The following is a 22027-nucleotide window of genomic DNA, read 5'->3' on the forward strand; positions in this document are numbered from 1 at the left end:
GCCTCCCACACCAACCACTCCCGCTCCGCCGCCCCCAACACGTCCACCGCACCCACCGACACCCGCGGATCCGCGGCCAACTGCTCCAGCACACGGACCAGTCGGGCGCCGACGGCCTCGGCCCCGGCACGGTCGTAGACGTTGTTCTGGTAGTCGAGGGAGAGCCGCAGGTAGGGGTCGGAGGCGTTGAGGGTGAGCGGGTAGTGCGAGCCGGCGATCGGCCGGATGCCGTCGATCGTGATGCCCGCCGAGGTGTTGGCGGCGTTGATGCCCGCGCGGTCGAACGGGTAGTTCTCGAACGCGATGATCGTGTCGAACAGGGTGGACATCCCGACGTCGCGCTGGATGTCGGCCAGTCCGTAGTAGTGGTGGTCGAGCAGCGCGGTCTGCCGCTCCTGGAGCCCGGTGATGACCTCGGCCATGCTGCTGTCCGGTCGGCAGTGCACCCTGACCGGCAGGGTGTTGACGAACAGGCCGACCATCTCGTCCGAACCGGGCAGATCGGCCGGGCGGCCGTTGACGGCGGCGCCGAACACCACGTCCTGCTGCCCGGTCAGCTTCGAGACCAGGACCGCCCACGCCCCCTGCAGGAGCGTGTTCAGTGTGACGCCGAGTTCCGCGGCGCGCCGGGCGAGTTCCTTCCCCCGCTCGATCGACAGCGGCACCTCGACCCGTCCGTGGGCGGTCGCCTTCCCGTTGGGCGTGATGCCGGCGGCCACCAGGGCGGGCCGGTCGAAGCCGGCCAGTTCGGCCTTCCAGCGGGCCACCGACTCCTGCCGGTCCCGCGTGGACAGCCAGGCCAGGTAGTCGCCGTAGCTCCGGACCTGGGGGAACTCGCGGGTCCCGGCGTACAGCAGGATCAGGTCCCTGATCACCGAGGTCGACGACCAGCCGTCGAACAGCGTGTGGTGTGCCGTGATGACGAGTTTCGCCCGCTGCGGACCGCAGGTGAGCAGGGACAGGCGGATCAGCGGCGGCCGGGTGGGATCGAGCTGGTCGGCCCGGTCCTCGGCGAGGGCCCGGTCGAGCGCCGCTTCCTGCCCGGCTTCGCCGCGACCGGTCGCGTCGATGTGCCGCCAGGGCATGGCGACGTGCTCGGGCACGACCTGCACCGGATCGCCGTCGGCCCCGGTGAGGAACGCGCAGCGCAGGTTCGGGTACCGGTCGAGGAGCGCCTGCCCGGCCTCCCGCATGCGCGCCGGGTCCACGTGTCCGGACAGGTGCAGCACGAACTGCATGTGGTAGACGTCGAAGGCGCCGTCGGCGAGCGCGGCCTGGAACTGGATGCCGGACTGTCCCGGGGCCTGCGGCCACACCTCGGCCAGCCGGCCGTAGCGCGCCTCCCAGGCCTCGATCTCGTCCTGCCGCACCGGGACCAGCGGGGCGTCCGAGGGGGTGAGCCCGCCGGTCCCCGGGTGTGCAGCGTGCGCGGCCATGCCGTGCAGCACCTCGACCCAGATCTCGGCGAGTTCGGCGGCCCCCTCCGGGGACAGCACTCCGCGGGGGAACAGGAAGGCCGCCTGCAGCCGGGGGCCGTCGGGGGAGTCCGTGGCGACCGCGTTGACCTCCAGCGCGGACAGCGCGGGCAGGTCCGGGTCGGGCGCCGGCGTCAGTTCGGCGGCCCAGGACGCCGGTCCCCACCCGTGCGCGCGCAGGTGTTCGGGAACGTCGCTTCCGGAGATCCGGCCGAGGTAGTTGAACCCGAGCTGGGGCACCGGGCAGTCGGCGAGCCGCCGCGCGGTCCGCGGGTTGAGGTGGCGCAGCAGTCCGTACCCCACGCCCTTGTCCGGGATCCCGCGCAGCTGCTCCTTGACCAGCTTGATCGCCTTCCCGGCCGCGGGGCCGCCGGCCAGCACGTCGTCCAGGTCCACCTCCCGCACGTCGATCCGGGCCGGGTACATGCTGGTGAACCAGCCGACGGTCCGGGAGAGGTCGGCCCCGGGCACGACGTCCTCCTCGCGGCCGTGCCCCTCCAAGCGGACCAGGGTGGAGTCGTCCGCACCTCGCCACCGGTTCACCGCCAGGGCGAGCGCGGCGAGCAGCACGTCGGCCCCGGTGGCCCGGAACGCCGTGGGGAGTGCGGTCAGCACCGCCTCGGTGACGTCGGCGGGCAGTTGCACCCGCACGCTGTCGAGGGTGGACATGACGTCCACCGCCGGGTCGAAGGCCCGCGTGCCCAGCGGGGGGTTCGGCACGGCGAGCAGGTCCTGCCAGTACTCCAGCTCCGCCTCCCGCCGCGGGGTGAGCGCCTCGGTCCGCAGCGCGTCCGTCCAGCGGCGGAACGACGTTCCGACCGGGGGCAGTTCGGGCGTCCGGCCGGAGCGGACCTGCTGCCACGCCTCGGCGAGGTCGGACATGATGATCCGCCAGGAGACGCCGTCCACCACCAGGTGGTGGAGCACCACAAGCAGCCGGCCCTCCCCCGACTCCGCGGCGAACCAGACGAAGTCCGCCATCCTCCCGGCCTCCGGGTCCAGTCGCCCGGCCGCGGCGTCCAGCTCCGCCTTCGCCGCCGCGAGCGAGGACGGCTCCTCCCACCGGCCGTCGCAGGGGACCCGGCTGATCAGGTCGGCCGCCCGCACGGTGCCCGCCGGACGCGCCTGGAGGGAGAGCTCGTCGCCGCGCACCAGCCGCGCGCGCAACAGGTCGTGCCGGTCGAGCAGGGCGTCCAGCGCCGCGGCCAGCCCGCCCGCCTCGATCCCGGCGGGCAGCTCCAGCGTCATCGCCATCGCGAACCGGTTCATCCCGCCGCCGTGCTCGAACACGTGCCGTGCCACCGGCGGCAGCGGCACCTGGCCGACGCCGCCGTCCTCGTCCTCCGCGAGCGCGGGCACCGGTGACCTGCGGGTGGAAGCCAGCTCGGCCAGCCTGGCCGCCGAACGGCACTCGAAGATCTCCCGGGTGGTGAGTTCCAGGCCCCGGGCCCGCACCCGCGCCACCACCTGGATCGAACGCAGGCTGTCCCCGCCCACCGCGAAGAAGTCGTCGTCGACGCCGACCTGGTCGACACCGAGGACGTCCGCGTACGCCGCGGTGATGATCTTCTCGGTCTCGGTGCGCGGCTCCCGGGATGTCCGGCCCACGAAGTCCGGTTCGGGCAGCGCCGAGCGGTCGAGCTTGCCGGTCGGCCCGAGCGGCATCCGGCCCAGGACCACGAAGGCCGACGGCACCATGTAGTCGGGCAGCCGGGCCGCGACGAAGTCGCGCAGCTCGGCTGCGGAGACGCCGGACTGCATGTCCACGTCGGCGATGCCTCCGGCGCCGTCGTCACCGACCCCGCCCCCACCGGTGTGCACCACGTACGCGACGAGCCGGCGCCGGCCGGGGGACGCCTCCCGGCTGACCACCACGGCCTCGCTGATCCCGGGGTGCAGCGCACACACCGCCTCGACCTCGGCGGTTTCGATGCGGAAGCCGCGCACCTTCACCTGGCCGTCGCTGCGGCCGACGCACTCCAGTTGGCCCCGCGCGTTCCAGCGGGCCAGGTCGCCCGTGCGGTACATCCGCTCGCCCGCGGGGCCGAAGGGGCTGGCCACGTACCGCTCGGCGGTCATGCCCGGGCGGTCCTGGTAGCCGCGGCCCAGGCAGGTCCCGGCCACGTACAGCTCGCCGACCACCCCCTGCGGCACCGGGGCGAGCCCCGGGCCCAGCACGTAGGCGCGCATGTTCCCCAGCGGGGTGCCGATGGGCGCGACGTCGCCGTCCGACCACTCCTCAGACGCCCCGAGGGAGAACGCGGTGGCGTAGAAGCTCTCGCTCTGCCCGTAGCCGTTCACGACCTGAACCCCGGGCAGGGCCTCGCGCACCTGCCGCACCAGCCGGGCCGTGAGCACGTCGCCCGCGAAGACGACCGTGCGCACGTCGGTCGTCCTGTCCAGATGGCCCACCAGCTCCCCGAGCACCGAGGGGACCGCGCTGATCACGTGGCCCTGCCAGCCGTCGCGCTCGCCGAGCGCCAGGGCGTTCGGCACCACTTCGGCCGTGCCGCCGGTGGACAGGACGGTCAGCAGCTCGAAGACCGAGACGTCGAAGTTCACCGAGGTGCCGGCCAGCATCCGCCAGCCGGGCGGCGCGTCCAGCACGCGCGCCAGCTCCCGCACCCCGTTGACGACGTTGCGGTGGGTGATCGCCGCGCCCTTCGGCTTGCCGGTGGAGCCGGAGGTGTACATCACGTACGCCAGGTTGTCCGGGCCCAGCGGCGCGGTGCGGTCCGAGTCGTCCGGCGCCCCCTCGGGCGGCTCCCATTCGGCGCGGCGGTCGAGGTCGACGGTCCGGACGTCGTTCTGCGGCAGGGTCCGCCAGGTCCCGGTGTCGGTGACGGCGAAGCGCGGGCGCGCCTCGGACAGCACGCTCGCCGCCCGGCCGCCGAGGTACTGCGGGTCCATCGGCAGGTAGCCGGCACCGGACTTGAGGATCCCGAGCAGGCCGACGACCAGGTCCTCCGTGCGCGGCAGCGCGAGCACCACCAGGTCCTCGGGACCGGCACCCCGCCGGACCAGCTCCCACGCCACGCCGTTCGCCCGGTCGTCGAGCTCCCGGTAGGTCAGGGTCCGGTCCTGGTACACGACGGCGGGAGCGTCGGGCGTCCTGGCCACCTGCTCCTCGAACAACTGAGGGATCGTCAGTTTCGGCACCTTGGTGGAGGTTTCGTTGAACCGGTGGAGCAGCCGGTCCCGCTCGTCCCCGTCGAGCACGTCGATGCCGCCGACGCTTCGCCCGGGGTCGTCCACGATCCGGCCGAGCACGGTGACGAACCGGTTCGCCAGGCCCTCGACCGTGTCCCGGTCGAACAGGTCGGTGGCGTACTCCAGGCGGCACGTCGCCCCGCCCGGGCCGGCCGGGACCATGTCGAAGAACAGGTCGAACTTGGCCGTCCGGGTCTCCAGCCGCTCCGCCCGGACCGCGAGACCGGGGATCTCCAGCTCCGGCACCGGCGGCTGCCAGGAGAGCATCACCTGGAAGAACGGGTGGTAGGCGGTGGACCGGTCCGGGTTGAGCAGTTCCACCAGCCGCTCGAACGGCATGTCCTGGTTGTCGTACGCGGCCAGCGCCCGTTCCCGCACCCGCTGCAGCAGCCCGCGGAAGGTCGGGTTGGCCGACAGGTCGACGCGCAGCACCCAGGTGTTGACGAAGAACCCGACGAGGTCCCGCAGTTCCTCGTCGGTGCGGCCGGCGATCGGTGCGCCGATGGGCACGTCGTCACCGCAGCCGAGGTGGTGCAGCAGGACCGCCAGCGCGGCGTGCATGACCATCGAGACGGTGGTGTCCTCCTGCGCGGCCAGCTTCTCCACGGACCGGAGCAGGTCGGGGCCGACGGAGAACGGGACCAGGTCGCCGCGCCGGCTCGCCCGCCTGGGGCGCGGACGGTCGGTGGGCAGGGCCAGCGGCTGCGCCAGATCAACCAGGGCCTGCCGCCAGTACGCCAGTTGCCGGGCGGCCAGGCTGTCCGGATCGGACTCGTCACCGAGCACGTCCTGGTGCCAGAGGGTGTAGTCGGCGTACTGCACCGGCAACGGCTCCCACCCCGGCGCCCGGCCCTCGCTGCGGGCCGCGTACGCCACGGTCAGATCGCGCAGCAGGGGCCCCATGGACTCCCCGTCCAGGGCGATGTGGTGCACGACCAGCGCAAGGGTGTGGTCGCGCGGTGCGCTGCGCACCAGCCTGGCCCGGATCGGCACGTCGGTGGCCAGGTCGAAGGAGGCGGTGGCGGTCTCCTCCAGGGCCGCCGCCCGCTCCTCCTCCCCCGCCGCGTCGACGACGGGCAGGTCGAACCGGGCCTCCTCCAACGGCAGCACCCGCTGGTGGGGCACGCCGTCACCGTCCTCGACGATCACCGTGCGGAGGATCTCGTGCCTGCCCATGACGTCGCGGAACGCCGACTCCAGCGCACCCACGCTCAGCTCGCCGGTCAGCCTCAGCGCGAAGGCGCCGTTGTACGTCGGCGACGGGCCTTCGAACCGGTCGACGAACCACAGTCGGCGCTGCGCGAATGACAACGGGATCAAGGTGTCTCCAAATCCGCGGAACGAGCTGGGGCAATACACCACTCAGCTCTGGTCGAGTACCGCCAAGAGCTCTTCGTTGTAGAAGTCGTCGATGGAGCACGCGCCCGACACCGTCGAGAAGTAGCGGTCGATCAGGTTCTGGTGGCCGACCAGCTTCCGCAGCATCTCCGTCTTGCTCCCGGGCTTGAGCTCGGCCACGTTGAGCGCGCCCTGGTAGAGGTCGAAGAAGCGGTCGGTCAGGCCGCCCTCGTAGCGCTTCAGCGCGATCCCCAGCGCCGCTTCGTCGTGCAGGTCCTCCCCGATGTGCCCGGTGAGCGACTCGGCCTGGAGGAAGGCGTCGGTGATGCCGCGGGCGGTGATGGAGTCCTTGTGGTGCGCCGCGTCACCGAGCAGCACCCAGCCGGGCCCCTGGGCCTTGCGGAAGAAGTTCTGCTGGTGCCCGGTGCCGTAGAACTGCTCGACCCGGCTGCCCGCCGACATCCGCTCGTACAGCTCGGGGGCCGTGGTGCGGACGGCCTCCAGGAAGGCCGGCTCGACCGCGGTGCGGACCTCGGCGAACTCGCTCTGCGGGAAGTAGGCCATGACCAGCCGCAGGCCGTCGTTGGTGGGGATGCCCCCGATCCAGCGCCCCGGCCGCTCGTGCAGCTCGAAGTGCCCGGGGACGTCGGCCCAGTAGCTGTAGTACGTGCAGGTCATCCGCTGGTACTCGACGACGTTCGGCGCACCGACCTTGCGGGCCACCAGCGATCGCATGCCGTCCGCGCCGACGACCAGCCGCGCCCGTTCCGTCGTCTCGACGCCTCCGGGCGTCGTGTACCGCACTCCGACGACCCGGTCGCCGTCGAAGACGAGGTCGTTGACCGTGCAGGCCTCCCGGAACTCCACGCCGGACGCCACGGCGCCCGCCACCAGGATCGGGTCGAGCACGAACCGCCTGGGCGCGTACGTGGTCCGCCGGCCGTCGACGGGCAGCGAGAAGCCCTCCAGCCGGACGCCGGGGCCGTCGTAGCTCTGACGGTCGATCGGCTGGCAGCCCGCGTCGCGGAGCCGGTCGAGCAGCCCCCAGCGGTCGAGCAGCGCCACGCCCGGCTGATGGATGTAGTGCGAGGACAAGGTGTCCTGCGGGAAGCGCGCCTTCTCCAGGAGCAGGACGCGGTAACCCTGCCGGGCGAACAGCATGGCCGCCGGCGCACCTGCGCAACGGGCGCCTATGACAACTACGTCGTACATGGCCCTCACTTACCGTTGAGTTACCGCGTCCAGGGATTCGATGTGCGCGGAAATCGACGCCACCGTCGGGTTGAGGAAGAGCTGGTCCACCGGGACCTCGACGCCCAGTTCCTCGATGAATGCCCCTTGGATTCTGGCCATGATCACGGAGTGGCCGCCCAAGGTGAAGAAGTCGTCGTCGACCGATATGTCGTCGCGCTGGAGTTCCCGGCACCAAATGGCCCGCACCGCGTCGGCAATCATCACAGGTCCTCCCGCTTGCCATCGAGGCCCGGCGTCCGGGCCGTCGCACCGCCGCCGAAGCACCGGCTCCGAAACTCCTCGACCAGTGCCCCGCGGTCCGCTTTTCCGTGCGGACTCAGCGGAATCCGCCGGATATTGAGGAATCTGGCCGGGACCATGTTCCGCGGCAGTGCCTCCAGCAGCCGGTTGCGCACCTCGCTCTCGGCGAGCTCCTCCCCCACCGGGACGACGAACGCGATCAGCTCGGTCTCGCCGGAGCCGGTCTCCGCCGCCACCACGGCGGCCTGCCGGACCCCGGCCAGCCTGCCGAGCGCGCGTTCGACGTCGGCGGGATCGATGCGCATGCCCCGCACCTTCACCTGCGCGTCCATCCGGCCGGCCACCACGAGCTCCCCGGCCTCGGTCACGCGGCCGCGGTCGCCCGTGCGGTACATCCTGCGCGGGACGCCGTCGACCACCACCGTCGAGAACCGCTCGGACTCCGGTCCGGTGCCGTTGAGGTAGCCCGTGCCGACGCCGGCTCCGAGGAGGCAGATCTCGCCGTACTCCCCCGGCCCGACACCGCGGGACCGCTCGTCGAGGATGTGGATCTCGGTGTTGTGGACCGGCCTGCCGACCGGCGTGATGTCGTGTTCACCGGGCCGGTGGCCGGCGAGGTCGTACGACGACGCGACGTCCGTGCACTCGGCGACGCCGTACTGGTGCAGGAGGGTGCAGGTGTTGCGCTCGGCCCGGGCCCAGTCGGCGATCCGCTCGACGTGCAGCGGCTCCCCGCCGAAGAGCAGGTAGTCCAGCCCGGCGAGCGCCTCGCCCCCGCGCGCGGTCTCCCAGTCCACCAGCAGGTACAGCGTGCTGGTGGCGCAGTGCACCGTGCGGATGTCGTGCCGGGACAGCATGCGGTACGTCAGCGCGGCGTCGAAGTTGCGGCTCGCCATCAGGTACTGGGTGGCCCCGCAGAACAACGGCATCATCAGGCTGCGTTGGGAGAGATCGAACCCGAACGCGCTGACCACCAGGTTGTGCGACCCGCGGTGCAGGCCGTGTTCGAGCTCCAGCCAGTTCAACAGGTTGAACCAGCCCTCGTGCCGGACCCCCGTCAGCTTCGGCGTGCCGGTCGACCCGGACGTGAAGACCGCGTAGCACAGGTCGTCCCCGGTCACCACGACGTCGGGGCTGGTCGCCGGGAGGCCGTCGAGCTCCTGGGACCACCGTTCGGGGGCGAGGACCTCGGCGGCCGCCGTCTCCACCAGCCCGGCCGTCGCCGGTCCGGCCACGACCAGGGCGAGATCGGGGATCTGCCCCAACAGCAGCCGCAGCCTGGCCGCTGGGTAGGCGGGGTCGAACGGCACGTAGGCCGCTCCCGCCTTCAGCGTCCCGAGGACGGCGACGACCAGGTCGACCGAGTAGTCGAGGCAGATCCCGATCCTGGAGCCTGGACCGTGTCCGCGCGCGGCGAGGAGGTGCGCGAACCGGTTGGCGCTCGCGTCCAGCTCCGCGTAGGTCAGCTGCTGTCCGGCACAGCTGACGGCGACGGCGTCGGGGGTGGCCCGGGCGTGCGCCTCGAACCGCTGGTGCACGACCGGCACCGGGGGCAGGGGGACCCGCTTTCCCTGGAGGATCATCAACCAACTCCTGTGTGGTGGTCCGACCGGCGGCGTCGGGCGGCCCGGGCCGGCGCGAGGCGCCCCGCGGAGTACGTCGCGCGGTCGGCGGCCCCCGGGGCGCCCTCGAATCAGTCCGCCGCCATGGCCTCCCGCAGGCTCTTCGGACGCAGGTCGGTCCAGTTCCGCTCGACGTATTCCAGGCATTCGGTCCTGGGCGCCTCACCGAAGACGACCCGCCAGCCTCCGGGCACCTCGGCGAAAGCCGGCCACAGGGAGTGCTGGTCCTCATCGTTGACCAGGATGTAGAAGCTGCCGTTCTCGTCGTCGAAGGGGTTCGTGCTCACTGCCACCGTCCTTAACAGTCGCGACGTGACTCGGGGATGAAAAACGGGGCGACTCAAGAGGAGGAAGTCCAGGGCCGGGCGGTTCACCGGCCGGCATTGTCCTGTCGACGGGACATCCGGCCGCCGCGGGCACCCTGGAATCCCGGCGCCCCGGTTGGGGACGCTAGGACCCGGCCGCCAAAGCCGCAAGGACGACGGAATCGGCGAACTCCCGGCCGTCTTCCGGGACCTGTGTCCCCTCGGGGTCCTGTGTCACCATGGCGAGACGTTTCCCCTGAATGGGCCCAATCCAATTCGGGTCCAGTCAATCCACTCCCGCCGGGGTTCGCGAGCGCACGGCACGGCGACGGAAAGCCCGGACGAACCGACGGCTGGTGATCCATGATCCTGAAGTCAGAATCCGAGTACGGAACGGCGCCGGACGACGAGACCCGGCGCCGGCTGCTGCGCCACATGCTGGTGGCCAGGGGCCTCGACGAGGAGGCCTGCCAGCTCCAGAAGCAGGGCGCGCTCGACCTCTGGCCGTCCTGCCAGGGGCAGGAGGCCTCACAGGTGGGCTCCGCGCTGGCCGTGGGTCCCGCCCCGACCGTCTTCCCCAGCTACCGCGAGCACGCGGTCGCCCTCCTGCGCGGCGTGACACCGAGCGAGCTGCTGCTGCAGTGGACCGGCCGCACGTTCTGCGGATGGGACCCGCGCCGGCTGGGGTTCTTCCCCTACACACTGGTGCTGGCCGTGCAGACGCTGCACGCCGTCGGCTACTCGATCGGACAGCGCCTGCAGCAGCGGGAGGACTTCGTCGTCGTGTACATCGGCGACGGCGCCAGCAGCGAGGGCGACATGTCGGAGGCGATGAACCTCGCCGCCGTCGAGTCGGCGTCCGTGCTGTTCGTCTGCCAGAACAACGGCTGGGCCCTGTCGACGCCGGTCGAGGAGCAGATGCGCACCTCACTGGCCGAACGCGCCCGGGGTTTCGGGATCGAGTCGCTCCGGCTCCCGGGCCAGGACCCGGAGGCCGTCTTCGCGGCGTGCTCCCGGGCCGCCGCCCACGTGCGCGGGCTGCGGGCCCCCTATCTGGTCGAGATCCAGACCGGCCGCATCCACGGACACACGACCATCGACGCCCAGGAGACGTACCGCAGCAGCGAGGACATCGCACGGGCGAGGGCCGCGGACCCGGTGAGCGCCTACGCGGCCCGGCTGAGCGGGCTGGGTCTGGTGGACGCCGCGTGGTTCGAGGCCGTCGAGGGGGAAGTGCGGGAGATGCGCGAGCGCTTGATGAAGGAGTACGCGTGATGAGCCCCGTCCGGTCCGCCACCCTCGCGGAGTCGATCAACGCGACCCTCGCCGACCTGCTCGAAGAACATCCGGAACTGCTGCTGCTCGGCGAGGACATCGGGCGCCTGGGCGGCGTGTTCCGGGTGACCCGCGGCCTACGGGACCGCTTCGGCAAGGACCGGGTGCGCGACTCGCTGCTCGCCGAGTCCAGCATCATCGGGCAGGCCGTCGGGATGGCGATGAGCGGCCTGGTCCCGGTCTGCGAGATCCAGTTCGACGGGTTCACCTTTCCCGCGATGAACCAGCTGGTGACCCAGGCGGCCCGGATCGGCGAGCGGTGGAGCGGGCAGATCAGCCCCAGCCTGGTGGTGCGGATCCCGACCGGCGGCGGGTTCCGGGGCGTCGAGCACCACAGCGAGTCCAACGAGGCGCTCTTCGCCCGCTTCCCGGGCATCTCGGTGGCATGCCCTTCCACCGGCGAGGACGCCGACCAGATCCTGCGGCACGCGGTGACGCTCGGTTCGCCCGTGGTGGTGTACGAGCCGATCCGCCTGTACTGGCGCAAGAACCTGCCCGACCGCGCCCCCGAGCCGGCGAGGTCGCCGACCGCGGCCCGGATCGTGCGACGCGGCACGGACCTGACGGTCGCCACGTACGGCGCGATCGCCCACGAGGTGCTGGAAGTGGCCCACGCGCTCGACCCCGACGTCGACGTCGAGGTGGTGGACCTGCGCTGGGTGGCCCCGCTCGACCTGGACACCGTCCTGGAATCCGTCGCCCGCACGGGGCGGCTGCTGGTCGTGCACGAGGGTTCGAAGGACGTCGGCATCGGCGCCGAGGTCGCCGCGTCGGTCGTCGAGCACGGCTTCGACCTGCTCCGGGCGCCGGTGCGCCGGCTGGCGCCCGAGCGCCGCCCCTACCCCCCGGCGGACTTCGAGAAGGAGTACCTGATCGGTGTCCGGGAGATCACGAACGAGGTGTTGGAGATGACGAAGTGAGCGGCTCCCGCGTGGACGTGCGCGTCCCCGGCTTCGGCCACAGCCTGGACGAGGCCCTGCTGGTCGAGTGGGTCGCCGGGGTCGGCGACCGGGTCGAGCGGGGGGACGTCATCGCGGTCGTCGAGACCGACAAGGCCAGCACGGAGATCGTGGCGGAGCACGGCGGACGGGTCACCGAGCACTGCGCCAGGACCGGCACGATCCTCAGGTCCGGTGAGGTGCTGTACCGGTTGGCCGCCGAGGAGCCTCCCCACACCCAGCAGTCCCACGATCCAGTCGGTTGAGCGGAGAAGGAACATGAGCGACATCGAACAGCGCCTCGCGGAGATCATGCTGGCCAAGGTGCGCGAACGCCACCCGTCGTTCGGCCCCGACGACCTGGCCCGGCCGATCTCCGAACTCGACCTCGACTCGCTCGACCTGGTCGAGCTGCACCAGCAGATCGAGCGTGAGCTCCAGGTCACGGGGGACCTGACGACGACCGCGGGCTTCGCCTTCCTGAGCGACTTCGGCACCTACTTCGTGAAGCTGGCGAACCGGGGATGAGCGCGGGCATCGTCGACCTCGCCACCGCGAAGCCGGGCCGGACGGTCGACAACGAGCACTTCACGCCGCTCGGTCTCACCGACGAGTGGATCCGACGCCGCAGCGGCATCGCGACCCGCTCCTGGCTGCCGGACGCGACCCCGCTGGCGGAGGTGGCGGCCGAGGCCTGCGCACCGATCCTGACCAGGATGGACGACCCCTCCACGATCGGCGCCCTGGTCGTCGTCAGCACCTCGGTGCGCCGGCGCATCCCCGGCATCGCGCCGGAGGTGGCCGAACGCGCGGGGCTCGGGCCCTCGGTGCTGGCCTTCGACATGAACGCGGCCTGCTGCGGCTTCGTCTACGGGCTGGTCACCGCGCTCTCACTGTGCGACGCGGGGCAGGCCCGGTCGGTCCTGGTGTGCTCGGTGGAGGCCATGTCCCGGCTCGTGGACCGCACGGACCGGCAGACGGCGTGCATCTTCGCCGACGGCTGCGCGGCCGTCCTGCTGGAGGACCGCGCCGACTTCGCGGCCTTCCGCCAGGTGGCCGGCTGCGACGGCTCCCAGGGGGCGCTCATGCGGGAGACCGACGAGGGCGGCATCCACCTGGACGGCGCGCAGGTGTACGACCGCGCCGTACGCCGGATGACGGAGTCGGCGCAGTACCTCGTCGACCACGGCCCCGCGCCGACGGTCCTGGTCGGCCACCAGGCGAACGGCCGCATCCTGGAACAGGTCCGCAGCTTCACCGACCATCTCGGCGTGCCCTTCGCGAACCGGATCGAGCACCTCGGGAACACGTCGTCCGCCTCGATCCCGCTGGCCTTCGCCGCGGAACTGGAGGCCGGCTCCCTGCCGGCCGAAGGGCGCCTCGGAGCCGTGGCCTACGGCGCCGGCGAGGCGTGGGGCGGCGTCTCGGTGGACTACCGGATCCCGGCCGTCACGGCCCCCTGAGCACACCGGGCCCGGGGAACATACGCGATCACATCGATCACAGGAGGCTGTCATCTACAGGCCAGAAGCCTGGGTCCTGCACTCGGGTGCGGTGTCCGGACCGCACCAGGGCGGGCCCGGCGGCGCACTGCGGCGCGACCGGTTCGCCTTCGGCCCGCTGGAGGAGGGCGAGGCTCTCGTGGAGCCGATCCTCGGCTCCTGGGAGGCCAACATCGACCACGCGCTGACCCGTTCACCGATCGACGTGTGCAGCAGCCGCGGTGAGGACGCGGTGGTCCTCGGCAACCTGGGCGTGGTGCGCGTGCTCAAGGTCAACGCGAGCGGCCGGGAGGTCGAGGTCCGGGAAGGGGACCTGTGCCTGCTCATGCCCTTCGGCAAGCTCGACCGCTTCGGCTACGCCGAACTCGCCTACGCCTACGACGCTCCCCGCACCATCGGCCTGCTGGCCCGGCGGTCGAAACTGGATGCGCGGCTGCTGCTGCCCGTCCCGGACGGCACGACGTACTCGCTGCCCCAGTGGGCCGCGTACGGACGGTACTTCACCGCCTGGGACAACTGGCGCAAGGCGTACGGGTGCTGGCGGACCCAGATCGCCGACGACGATCCGGCGAACCACCTGGTGTTCGGGTGGGGCGGAGGCGTGGCCTTCGCGGAGCTGATGCTGGCCAAACGGGCCGGATTCAGGGTGGCGATGACGGCGGGCTCCGACGAGCGCGTCGCCTTCCTGCGCGAGCACGGCATCACCGCGGTGGACCGCCGCCGGTTCCCCAGCCTCTCCCAGCCCACCCCGCAGGAGCGGACGGACCGCGAGCGCCACCGGCAACGCCGCACATCGGTCCAGGAGTTCCAGCAGCTCGTCAGGGAGCTCAGCGACGGCCACGGAGTCGCGATCTTCGTGGACAACATCGGTGAGCCCCTGTACGACGTCACCCTGGGCTCCCTGGCCCGCGAGGGAGTCGTCACCACGTGCGGCTGGAAGGCGGGCATGCGCCTGAACCACCTACGGGGAGCCGAGAGCATCGCCCGGCACATCCACGTGAACACCCACGTGTGGCGGCTGCCGGACTCTCCGGGCATCCGGGACTTCCAGGAGGCCGAGGGCTGGATGGCACCTCAGGGGTCTGACGTGGTCTACGACTTCGACCAGGTGCCCGAGCTGGCCGACGACTACGCGAACGGCAGGATCGGTTCGTACTTCCCGATGTACCGGGTGAACCCGCTCTGACCGGCCCCGGGAACGTGCGAGTGACGTGGGTGGCAGTACCAGGCACAGCCAGAGGAGGGTGACGACGTGGGACACGCCGGGCTGGACACGGACGTGATGATCGCGGGTGCCGGGCCGACCGGGCTGATGCTCGCCTGCGAGCTGCGGCTGGCGGGCGTCGACGTGGTGGTGGTCGACCGGCTCGCCGAGCGGACCGGAGAGTCGCGGGCCGGCGGGCTGCACGCCCGCACGCTGGAGGTGCTGGACCAGCGCGGAGTCCTGGAGCCCTTCCTGGCCGCCGGCGAGATCCAGTCCGTGGGCCACTTCTCCGGCCTCTGGCTGGACTTCGACGAGTCCGACTCCAGGCACCCCCGTCCGCTGATGATCCTGCAGTCCACCGTCGAGCGGCTGCTGGAGGAGTGGGCGGCCGAACTCGGCGTGCGGGTGCGCTGGTCGTCCGAGGTGACCGGGATCCGTCAGGACGCGCTCGGCGTGTCGGTCGAGCTGGGCACGGCGCAGCCGGAACCGGCGACGCTGCGCGCCCGCTACCTCGTGGGCTGCGACGGCGGGCGCAGCTCGGTGCGCAAGCTGTCGGGCATCGGTTTCCCCGGCACCGAGGCCACCATGACCGCACTGCTCGGCGACGTCGAACTCCCCGACCTGCCGGAGGAGTACATCTTCATGCGGCGCTGTCCGGGCGGCCACTTCTCGGTGATCGCCCTCGAACCGGGCTGGTACCGGGTGATCACGTCCGAGTACGACCACGTCGCGGACCGCGACGAGCCCGCGACCTTCGAGCAGCTCCGGGAAGCACTGGTCAGGCTCGCGGGCACCGACTGGGGCATGCACAGCCCGCGGTGGGTCTCCCGGTTCAGCGACGCCGCACGGCAGGCCTCGCGGTACCGGGAGGGCCGGGTGCTGTTGGCGGGCGACGCGGCGCACATCCACTACCCGGCCGGCGGGCAGGGGTTGAACGTGGGCGTGCAGGACGCGGTCAACCTCGGCTGGAAGCTCGCCTCGGTGGTGCGCGGCCGCGCGCCGGTGAGCCTGCTCGACAGCTACCACGCCGAGCGCCACCCCGTCGCGGAACGGGTGTTGAACAACACCCGGGCGCAGTCGGCCCTGGCCCGCCCCGGCGCCCTGACGGACGCGCTGCGCGACGTGCTCGGCTCGCTCATCATGTTCGACGACGTCAACCGGTACCTGTGCGGCATGATCACCGCGCTGGACGTCCGCTACCCGGTCGAGAGCGGCCACCCGCTGGCAGGCCTGCGGGTACCCGACGCCGACCTGAAGACGGCCGACAGCGCCACCCGCGTCCACGAACTGCTGCACGCCGCCCGCCCGGTCCTGCTCGACCTGCGCGGCAGCGCCGACCTGGCGGCGGTCGCCGAGAGGTGGGCCGACCGCGTCGGCTACGTCGAGGCGCGGAGCGAGCAGGACCGCTGGCCCGTCCCGGGCGGCGACGAGGTCCCCGTTCCCGCCGCGCTCCTGATCCGCCCGGACGGCCACGTCGCCTGGGCGAACGCCGTCGGCGCCAGCCCCGACACCGCCGCGCTCCGAACCGCCCTGGTCACCTGGTTCGGCCCGCCCCTGGCGGGCTGAGGTGCGCCCACCGCCACGGCCGGAACCGTCCACGCACTAGTCGATGGAGATCTCGATGTTCGTCCCCCCCTTCTACCGCCCCGCCGACAGCTCGTGGATGATCGACGTCATCCAGGACAACCCCCTGGGGCTCATGACGAGCAACGGCCCGGCGGGAGGCGTTCCGTTCGCCACCCACCTCCCGTCGATCCCGGAATCCTTCGACACCGGATCGGCCGACCTGTCCGGCAGCGTCCTGCTGTGCCACCTCAACCGGGACAACCCGCACTGGGCGGCCCTGGAGAACGGCGACGCCGCGCTGCTGACGTTCACCGGGCCGCACGGGTACGTGACACCGACCGTCTACGGCTACACGCCGGCCGCACCGACCTGGAACTTCACCTCGGTGCACGTGCGCGGGACCGTCGAGAAGCTCGATTCGACCGAGGAGACGCTCGAGGTGGTCATGGCCACGGTGCGCGCCTTCGAGGGCCGGTTCGGCAGCGGCTGGGACATGACCGAGTCGATCGGCTACTTCCGGAAGATCCTGCCGGGGGTCGGCGCCTTCCGCGTCCGGGTGACCGGCGCCGACGGGATGTTCAAGCTGAGCCAGGAGCAGAGCGGCGAGGTGCGCGACCGGGTGCGGCGCTCGTTCGACGGGCAGCCGGACCCGCGCTGCCGCGCGGTGGCCGGCCTGATGGAGCGACTGCCCTGACCACGGCGACGCCCCGGCCCCACACCGGGGACCGCTGCTCCGCCCTGCCCTGCCCTGCCCTGCCCTGCGCCGCCATGCCGGGCAGGGCAGCGGCGGTTCACCGCTCAGTCGATCCTGATGGCCCGTACCGGGCAGGCCTGCAGCGCCTTGCGCACCTCGGGCCCGTCGCCGTGCTCCTGACCCTCGATGATCTCGATGAACCCGTCGTCGTCCTGGGTGAAGACGTCCGGAGCGACGAGGGCGCACATCCCCCCGCCCACACACCGGTCCCGGTCCACCCGGATCCGACCGTTCCCCTCGCCCGTCCCGTCGACCCGCGGACCCATGGCAGCTCCCCATTTCATCGGACGGCGGTGATCCGAGCATATCCCGATGAGGCCCCTGTGCCTCCAGCTCGGTCAAAGCGCCCGCCCGGCACGAAGGCCGTCCGCGGTACCCGTATCGCATCGGACGCGGTACTGAATCCGCTCCCGCAGCGCGGCGGTCAGCCACCGGAGCCGCCCTACCGAGCGCTGCCCGGCCGGCCCGCTGCGCCGAGGCCGGGCGGACTCGTGATCACACTCAGGCAGCGAGACAGCACAGCCACCCACTCAAGGCCGACGCACCCGGCCCCGTCCGGTAACACTGCGTAGTCGACTCGGGGGACGTAAGGTCTCCCGCGGTCGCACCGAATTCCTACCGCAGAAGCAGTTCACCGTAAGTTCGGAAAGTACTGGTCAGTGGCAGACGGCCGCGCTCAGGCGCCGTGCCAGGACTTCCACAGCGCCGCGTACCCGCCGCCGGCCGCCAACAGCTCACTGTGGCTGCCCAGTTCGGTCACCCGGCCGCCGTCCATGACCGCCACCCGGTCCGCGTCGTGGGCGGTGTGCAGGCGGTGGGCGATGGCGATCACGGTGCGGCCCTTGAGCACGGCCGCCAGGGCGCGTTCGGTGTGCCGGGCCGTGGTCGGGTCGAGCAGGGAGGTCGCCTCGTCCAGGATCAGCGTGTGCGGATCGGCCAGGACGACGCGGGCCAGGGCGAGTTGCTGGGCCTGCTGGGCGTCCAGGCGGTGCCCACCGGCGCCGAGCTCGGTGTCCAGCCCGTCCGGCAGCTCGTCCACCCAGTCGACGTCGACGGCGGCCAGCACCGTGTGCAGCTCCTGGTCGGTGGCAGCGGGCGCGGCGATCAGCAGGTTGTCCCGGACGGTGCCGAGGAAAACGTGGTGCTCCTGGGAGACCAGGACGACGTGCCGGCGCAGCTGCGCCGGGTCGAGCTCGGTGACCGGCACCTGGCCCACCGTCACCCGGCCGGTGCGTGGCGCCTCCGCTCCGGCCAGCAGTCGGCCCAGGGTGGACTTGCCGGCACCGGAGGGGCCGACCACCGCCAGCCGCTCGCCCGGGCGGACGGTGAGGTCGACCCCGTGCAGGACGTCCCGCTCGCCCTGGTAGGCGTACCGGACGCCGACCACGTCGATCCGGTCGTCCACCGGCTCGCCGCCACCGGTCACGACCGGGGCGTCCACCTGGCCGATGCCCTCGACCCGGGCGAAGGAGGCGTTGCTGCGCTGGAGTTGGTCGAGCCAGAGCAGCACCTTGTCCAGCGGCTCGGAGAGCTTCCAGAAGTAGAGGGCGCAGGCGACCACCGCGCCGGTGGTGACCGCGCCGGTGCCGCGCAGGGCGCCGCCGAGCAGCAGGACGCCCGCGACGGGGGCGATGTACGAGAACTCGACCACCGGGAAGAGCACGGTGCGCAGGTTGAGGGTGCGGGTGCGGGCCACCCGGCAGCGCTCGACCGCCTCGGCGGCGGCGGCGATCCGGCGCTCCTGGAGGCTCAGCGCCTCGACGGTGCGAGCGCCCGCCGCGGTGGAGGTGAGGATCTCGACGAGGGCGGAGTTGGCGGCACCCTCAGCGAGGTAGCCGGCGTGGGCACGGCGCAGGTACCAGCGGGTGGCGAACCAGATCCCGGACAGGCAGAGCACCCCGCAGATGCCGAGGAACGGGTTGACCGCGAGCATGGCGGCCAGGATCAGGAGGACCTGGACGAGGGCGACGGAGACCTCGGGCCCGGCGTCGCGCAGGGTGGTGCCGACGGTGCCGACGTCGGCGGTGCCGCGCGTCATCAGGTCACCGGTGCCGGCGTGCTCGACCACCGAGGCGGGCAGGGCGAGGGAGCGGTCGACGAACTGCTCGCGGATCCGCGCCAGGGTCCGCTCGCCGAAGCGGTGGGCGGCGTAGCGGGCGAAGCGGCCGAGGAGCAGCTGGGCGAGCGCGAAGCAGAGGATGCCCAGGGCGAGCCGGTCGACGTGTCCGGTCCCGGCTCCGCCCCTGACGTCGTCGATGATCCGGCCGAGCAGCCAGGGGCCGCCCAGTCCGGCCGCCGCGGCCAGTCCGTTGAGGATCAGCATCGTGGCGAGCGCACGGCCGTCCTGGCGCACCAGGCGCACGGCGGCCCGACGGACCTCGGCGGGCTCGGCGATCGGGAGCCGCCCCGGAGCGGTCTCGGTCTGAGCGGTCATCGGACGGCCTCCTCGGCGGGCGTGGACTCGGTGGCTGGTTCGTGGTCGCCGCGTGCCACCAGCTCGCGGTAGCCGGGCTCGGAGGCGAGCAGCTCCCGGTGCGGGCCGGCCGCCGCCAGCCGGCCGTCGACGAGGTAGCAGACGGTGTCGGCCTGCTCCAGCAGGACGGGGGAGGTCGAGGTGAGGGCGGTGGTGCGCCCGGCCCGCGCCCGGCGCAGCCCGGCGGCCATGGCCGCCTCGGTGTGGGCGTCCACGGCGGAGGTGGGCTCGACCAGCAGGAGCACCTCCGGGTCCGCCACCAGGGCGCGGACGAGCCGCAGCCGCTGGCGCTGCCCGCCGGAGAGGTTGCTGCCCTGCGCCTGGACGGGGGCGTCCAGACCGTCGGGCAGGGCCTGCACGATGTCCTCCGCGGCGGCGTCCCGGACGGCCTGGGCGATGGCCGGGGCGGTGTGCTCGGACCGGCCGCCGACCACGGCGCGCAGCGGGCCGGAGAAGAGGTCGGCGTCGTTGTCCGCCACCACGATCCGGCTGCGGACCTCGGCCAGGGCGACGTCCGCGAGCGGCACCCCGCCCCAGGTCGCGGCGGATCCGCGGTACCGGCCGAGCCGGTCGACCAGGGCGGCGGACTCGGCCGGGCGGGCGCTGACGATCGCGGTCAGCCGGCCCGGGGCCAGCTCCACACCGGTCTCGGTGTCGTGCAGGCTCGACGCTACGTCAGGAGCGGGCCGGAGTGTCGCGGCGTCCTCGACGGCGGGCTTCAGGCCGAGCAGCCGGATCACCCGCCCGGCGGCCACCAGGCCCCTGGTGAGGTCGTACCCGCCCTCGATGAAGCTGGAGACCGGCACCACCAGGACGGCCACGTAACCGTAGACGGAGACCAGCGTGCCGATCGTGATGGTGCCCTCGGCGGCCATCCGGGCGGCCGGCCAGGTCACCAGGGCGAGGAAGAGAGCGGGCAGGCCGACCGAGAGCGCCTGGATCCAGCTGGTCACGGCACCGACCCGGTAGCCCTCGGCCTGCAGGGCCTGCGAGCCGCGCAGGTAGCGGCCGGCCAGCAGTTCCTTGCCGCCGATGCCGTTGAGCACGCGCATGCCGCCGACGATGTCCCCGATCCGGGCCGTCAGCGCACCCTGCCGCTCCCGGTACTTGGACTCCGCGCCCTGGAGGCGCTCCAGCAGCGGGCCGACCACCACCGCGAGCAGCGGCACCCCGAGCAGGACCACCAGGGCGAGCGGGACGGAGACGGACAGCAGCAGCGCGGCCGCCACCAGGTAGGCGACGACGGCGCCGACGCCCGGTCCGGTGATCGTCAGCGTTTGGCTGATCTGCGCGACGTCGCCCGCCCCGATGCTGACCACCTCGCCGACCGAGACCTTCCGGGGCAGTTCGGCGCCCAGCCGGGTGGAGTGCGCAACCACGGCCTTGATCGTCCGGAAGGTGGCGTCCATCCGGACCCGCGTCATGATGCGGTGGCGCATGATGCCCAGCCAGGCGTTGAGCAGCGCGGCGCCCACCAGCGCGGCCACCCAGCCGACCAGGACTCCGGTCCTCCCCGGCTGGAGCCCGTCGTCGATCGCGCGCTGCATCAGGTACGGCGGCAGCAGCAGGCAGACCATCCAGAGGGTGCCGATCACCGCGCCACCCGCCACCCGCCGGCGCTGGCTCATGGTCAGCCACCACAGGTAACGCGCGGCACTCCGGTGATCCGGAGTTCCCGGGTCGGCGCACGAATCCATCATGAGCGAAACCCTAACCGTCCTTCCTGGGCCTGATCCAGAATTTTCTTCCGCCTCCCGACTGCCTGTGGCTACAGTCACCACGGACAAGGAGGTGTTCATCATGAAGAAGCAGCTTCGCAGCATCTGCGCAGGCTTCTGGAGCTGGTTCTACCCAGTTGCGAGGAGCCGGCGTGAGGGGGGGGCAATTTCTCCCCCGCATTCTTCTGCCCCTCAGACAATCCGCCATGGATTGTCCAGTGAAACATCGGCCAGGGAACTCTCGGAGCCCTTGGAGATATTGATCAGGCCAGCCTCGATCGAGGCCGCGAGAACGGCCGGGAGATTCCCTTCGAGATAGTCGCGGCTCGCGCCCACGCCGATGAGGGTCCCCTTCCCAGTGGCCACCGCCAGATGGAAGTTCGGCCCGGACCGCTGGGTGGACGGACGCCACTCGATCCCGGTGTGCAGGGCCGACCCCGCGGCGGGCTCGGCATCCACCTCGCCGAGGAAGTTGTCGTGCTTGGCGAAGGCGGTCGGGTCGGCCGGCTCCACCGCCGCCACCCGGGACGGGCGGCACGGGTGGACGGTCTGGGCCGGCGCCGGGCCGCTCAGGTCGCAGGTGGTCCGCAGCGACTCGTGCGCCGCCACCAACTGGTGCCAGGCGTCCATCACTTGGGCGGCCCCGAGACCGAACGGAACCTCCCGGACGCTGACCGGATTGGCGACCGACCGGTGGTCGGGTCCGTGCGTCTCCAGCGAGCGCAGGACCGACAGCTGACCGTAGGTCACCGCTCCCGTGCCGAGCTCGCTCACAGCCGGGCCGCCCGGACCGCGAACTGACCGAGCACGGTCTGCTGGATCTGCGTGGTGCCCTCGATGATCTCCATCACCTTGGCGTCCCGGTGGTGGCGCTGGACGGACGCCTCCGCCCCGATGCCCTGGGCGCCGTGGATCTGCACCGCGTCGGCGGCCGCCTTGACGGCGATCGTCGAGGCCCGGTACTTCGCCGGCAGGGTGTGGTTGACGGCCTCCATCTCCCCCTGCTCCTTGCTCACCTGACCGCAGGCCCTGCGCCTCCCCGAGGGGAGGCCGCTTCTTGCTGCTGGGCACCGTTGGGCGACGAGTCCGGCAT

At 72.2% G+C, this 22027-nt stretch carries 18 protein-coding genes; 8 read left to right on the forward strand and 10 right to left on the reverse strand.

Annotation, left to right across the window (positions count from 1 at the left end; all coding sequences use genetic code 11):
- The 5 genes from AB0O11_RS26900 to AB0O11_RS26920 all read right to left on the reverse strand — a co-directional run.
- The coding region (locus AB0O11_RS26900) for an amino acid adenylation domain-containing protein (RefSeq protein ID WP_363391933.1) at window positions 1-5996 on the reverse strand (5996 nt) is incomplete at its 3' end.
- Between the two features lie 51 nt (window positions 5997-6047).
- Window positions 6048-7235 (reverse strand): NAD(P)/FAD-dependent oxidoreductase, encoded by a 1188-nt coding sequence (locus AB0O11_RS26905; protein ID WP_363391934.1) that lies wholly within the window; start codon window positions 7233-7235, stop codon window positions 6048-6050.
- A 9-nt stretch (window positions 7236-7244) separates the two neighbouring features.
- Entirely contained in the window at window positions 7245-7478 is a 234-nt protein-coding gene (locus tag AB0O11_RS26910) for a phosphopantetheine-binding protein (RefSeq protein WP_363391935.1), read from the reverse strand.
- Window positions 7478-9100: an amino acid adenylation domain-containing protein gene (locus AB0O11_RS26915; protein WP_363391937.1), complete on the reverse strand. Its 1623-nt coding sequence runs from the start codon at window positions 9098-9100 to the stop codon at window positions 7478-7480. Before AB0O11_RS26915 ends, AB0O11_RS26910 begins: the two co-directional genes overlap by 1 nt.
- 110 nt (window positions 9101-9210) lie before the next feature.
- Window positions 9211-9426 carry an MbtH family protein gene (locus AB0O11_RS26920; protein WP_363391939.1) on the reverse strand — a complete coding sequence of 72 codons (216 nt, stop codon included), beginning with the start codon at window positions 9424-9426 and terminating at the stop codon, window positions 9211-9213.
- A gap of 381 nt (window positions 9427-9807) precedes the next feature.
- Here AB0O11_RS26920 and AB0O11_RS26925 point away from each other — a divergent pair, with 381 nt between their 5' ends.
- The 8 genes from AB0O11_RS26925 to AB0O11_RS26960 all read left to right on the forward strand — a co-directional run bounded on the left by AB0O11_RS26925 (window position 9808) and on the right by AB0O11_RS26960 (window position 16683).
- Window positions 9808-10719 carry a thiamine pyrophosphate-dependent enzyme gene (locus AB0O11_RS26925; RefSeq protein WP_363391941.1) on the forward strand — a complete coding sequence of 304 codons (912 nt, stop codon included), beginning with the start codon at window positions 9808-9810 and terminating at the stop codon, window positions 10717-10719.
- A complete protein-coding gene (locus AB0O11_RS26930; RefSeq protein WP_363391942.1) occupies window positions 10719-11699 on the forward strand; it encodes a transketolase C-terminal domain-containing protein in 981 nt (326 codons plus the stop codon). The genes AB0O11_RS26925 and AB0O11_RS26930 overlap by 1 nt, the downstream gene beginning before the upstream one ends.
- The gene (locus tag AB0O11_RS26935; protein WP_363391944.1) at window positions 11696-11983 is read left to right on the forward strand and encodes a lipoyl domain-containing protein; all 288 of its coding nucleotides are present in this window, start codon (window positions 11696-11698) and stop codon (window positions 11981-11983) included. Before AB0O11_RS26930 ends, AB0O11_RS26935 begins: the two co-directional genes overlap by 4 nt.
- A gap of 13 nt (window positions 11984-11996) precedes the next feature.
- Window positions 11997-12245, forward strand: coding sequence for an acyl carrier protein (locus AB0O11_RS26940; protein ID WP_363391946.1), 249 nt, complete (start codon window positions 11997-11999; stop codon window positions 12243-12245).
- Window positions 12242-13180: a ketoacyl-ACP synthase III gene (locus AB0O11_RS26945; protein ID WP_363391948.1), complete on the forward strand. Its 939-nt coding sequence runs from the start codon at window positions 12242-12244 to the stop codon at window positions 13178-13180. Before AB0O11_RS26940 ends, AB0O11_RS26945 begins: the two co-directional genes overlap by 4 nt.
- 91 nt (window positions 13181-13271) lie before the next feature.
- Window positions 13272-14405 (forward strand): zinc-binding alcohol dehydrogenase family protein, encoded by a 1134-nt coding sequence (locus AB0O11_RS26950; protein ID WP_363391949.1) that lies wholly within the window; start codon window positions 13272-13274, stop codon window positions 14403-14405.
- A gap of 66 nt (window positions 14406-14471) precedes the next feature.
- Complete coding sequence (locus AB0O11_RS26955; RefSeq protein WP_363391951.1) at window positions 14472-15989, forward strand: FAD-dependent monooxygenase; 1518 nt, start codon at window positions 14472-14474, stop codon at window positions 15987-15989.
- A gap of 55 nt (window positions 15990-16044) precedes the next feature.
- Window positions 16045-16683: an FMN-binding negative transcriptional regulator gene (locus AB0O11_RS26960; protein WP_363391952.1), complete on the forward strand. Its 639-nt coding sequence runs from the start codon at window positions 16045-16047 to the stop codon at window positions 16681-16683.
- Window positions 16684-16787: 104 nt separating this feature from the next.
- Here AB0O11_RS26960 and AB0O11_RS26965 read toward each other — a convergent pair whose 3' ends face one another.
- The 5 genes from AB0O11_RS26965 to AB0O11_RS26985 all read right to left on the reverse strand — a co-directional run bounded on the left by AB0O11_RS26965 (window position 16788) and on the right by AB0O11_RS26985 (window position 21929).
- Window positions 16788-17009, reverse strand: a complete 222-nt coding sequence (locus AB0O11_RS26965) for a ferredoxin (protein ID WP_363391954.1) — start codon at window positions 17007-17009, stop codon at window positions 16788-16790.
- A gap of 410 nt (window positions 17010-17419) precedes the next feature.
- On the reverse strand, window positions 17420-19177 hold the full coding sequence (locus AB0O11_RS26970; RefSeq protein ID WP_363391956.1) for an ABC transporter ATP-binding protein: 1758 nt from the start codon (window positions 19175-19177) through the stop codon (window positions 17420-17422).
- Complete coding sequence (locus AB0O11_RS26975; protein WP_363391958.1) at window positions 19174-20916, reverse strand: ABC transporter ATP-binding protein; 1743 nt, start codon at window positions 20914-20916, stop codon at window positions 19174-19176. The genes AB0O11_RS26970 and AB0O11_RS26975 overlap by 4 nt, the downstream gene beginning before the upstream one ends.
- Before the next feature lie 210 nt (window positions 20917-21126).
- Window positions 21127-21684, reverse strand: coding sequence for a hypothetical protein (locus AB0O11_RS26980; protein ID WP_363391959.1), 558 nt, complete (start codon window positions 21682-21684; stop codon window positions 21127-21129).
- 20 nt (window positions 21685-21704) lie between these two features.
- The gene (locus AB0O11_RS26985; protein ID WP_363391961.1) at window positions 21705-21929 is read right to left on the reverse strand and encodes an acyl-CoA dehydrogenase family protein; all 225 of its coding nucleotides are present in this window, start codon (window positions 21927-21929) and stop codon (window positions 21705-21707) included.
- Between the last annotated feature and the right edge of the window lie 98 nt (window positions 21930-22027).

Source organism: Kitasatospora sp. NPDC093102, assembly GCF_040683915.1.
In the GTDB taxonomy this organism is placed as follows: domain Bacteria; phylum Actinomycetota; class Actinomycetes; order Streptomycetales; family Streptomycetaceae; genus Kitasatospora.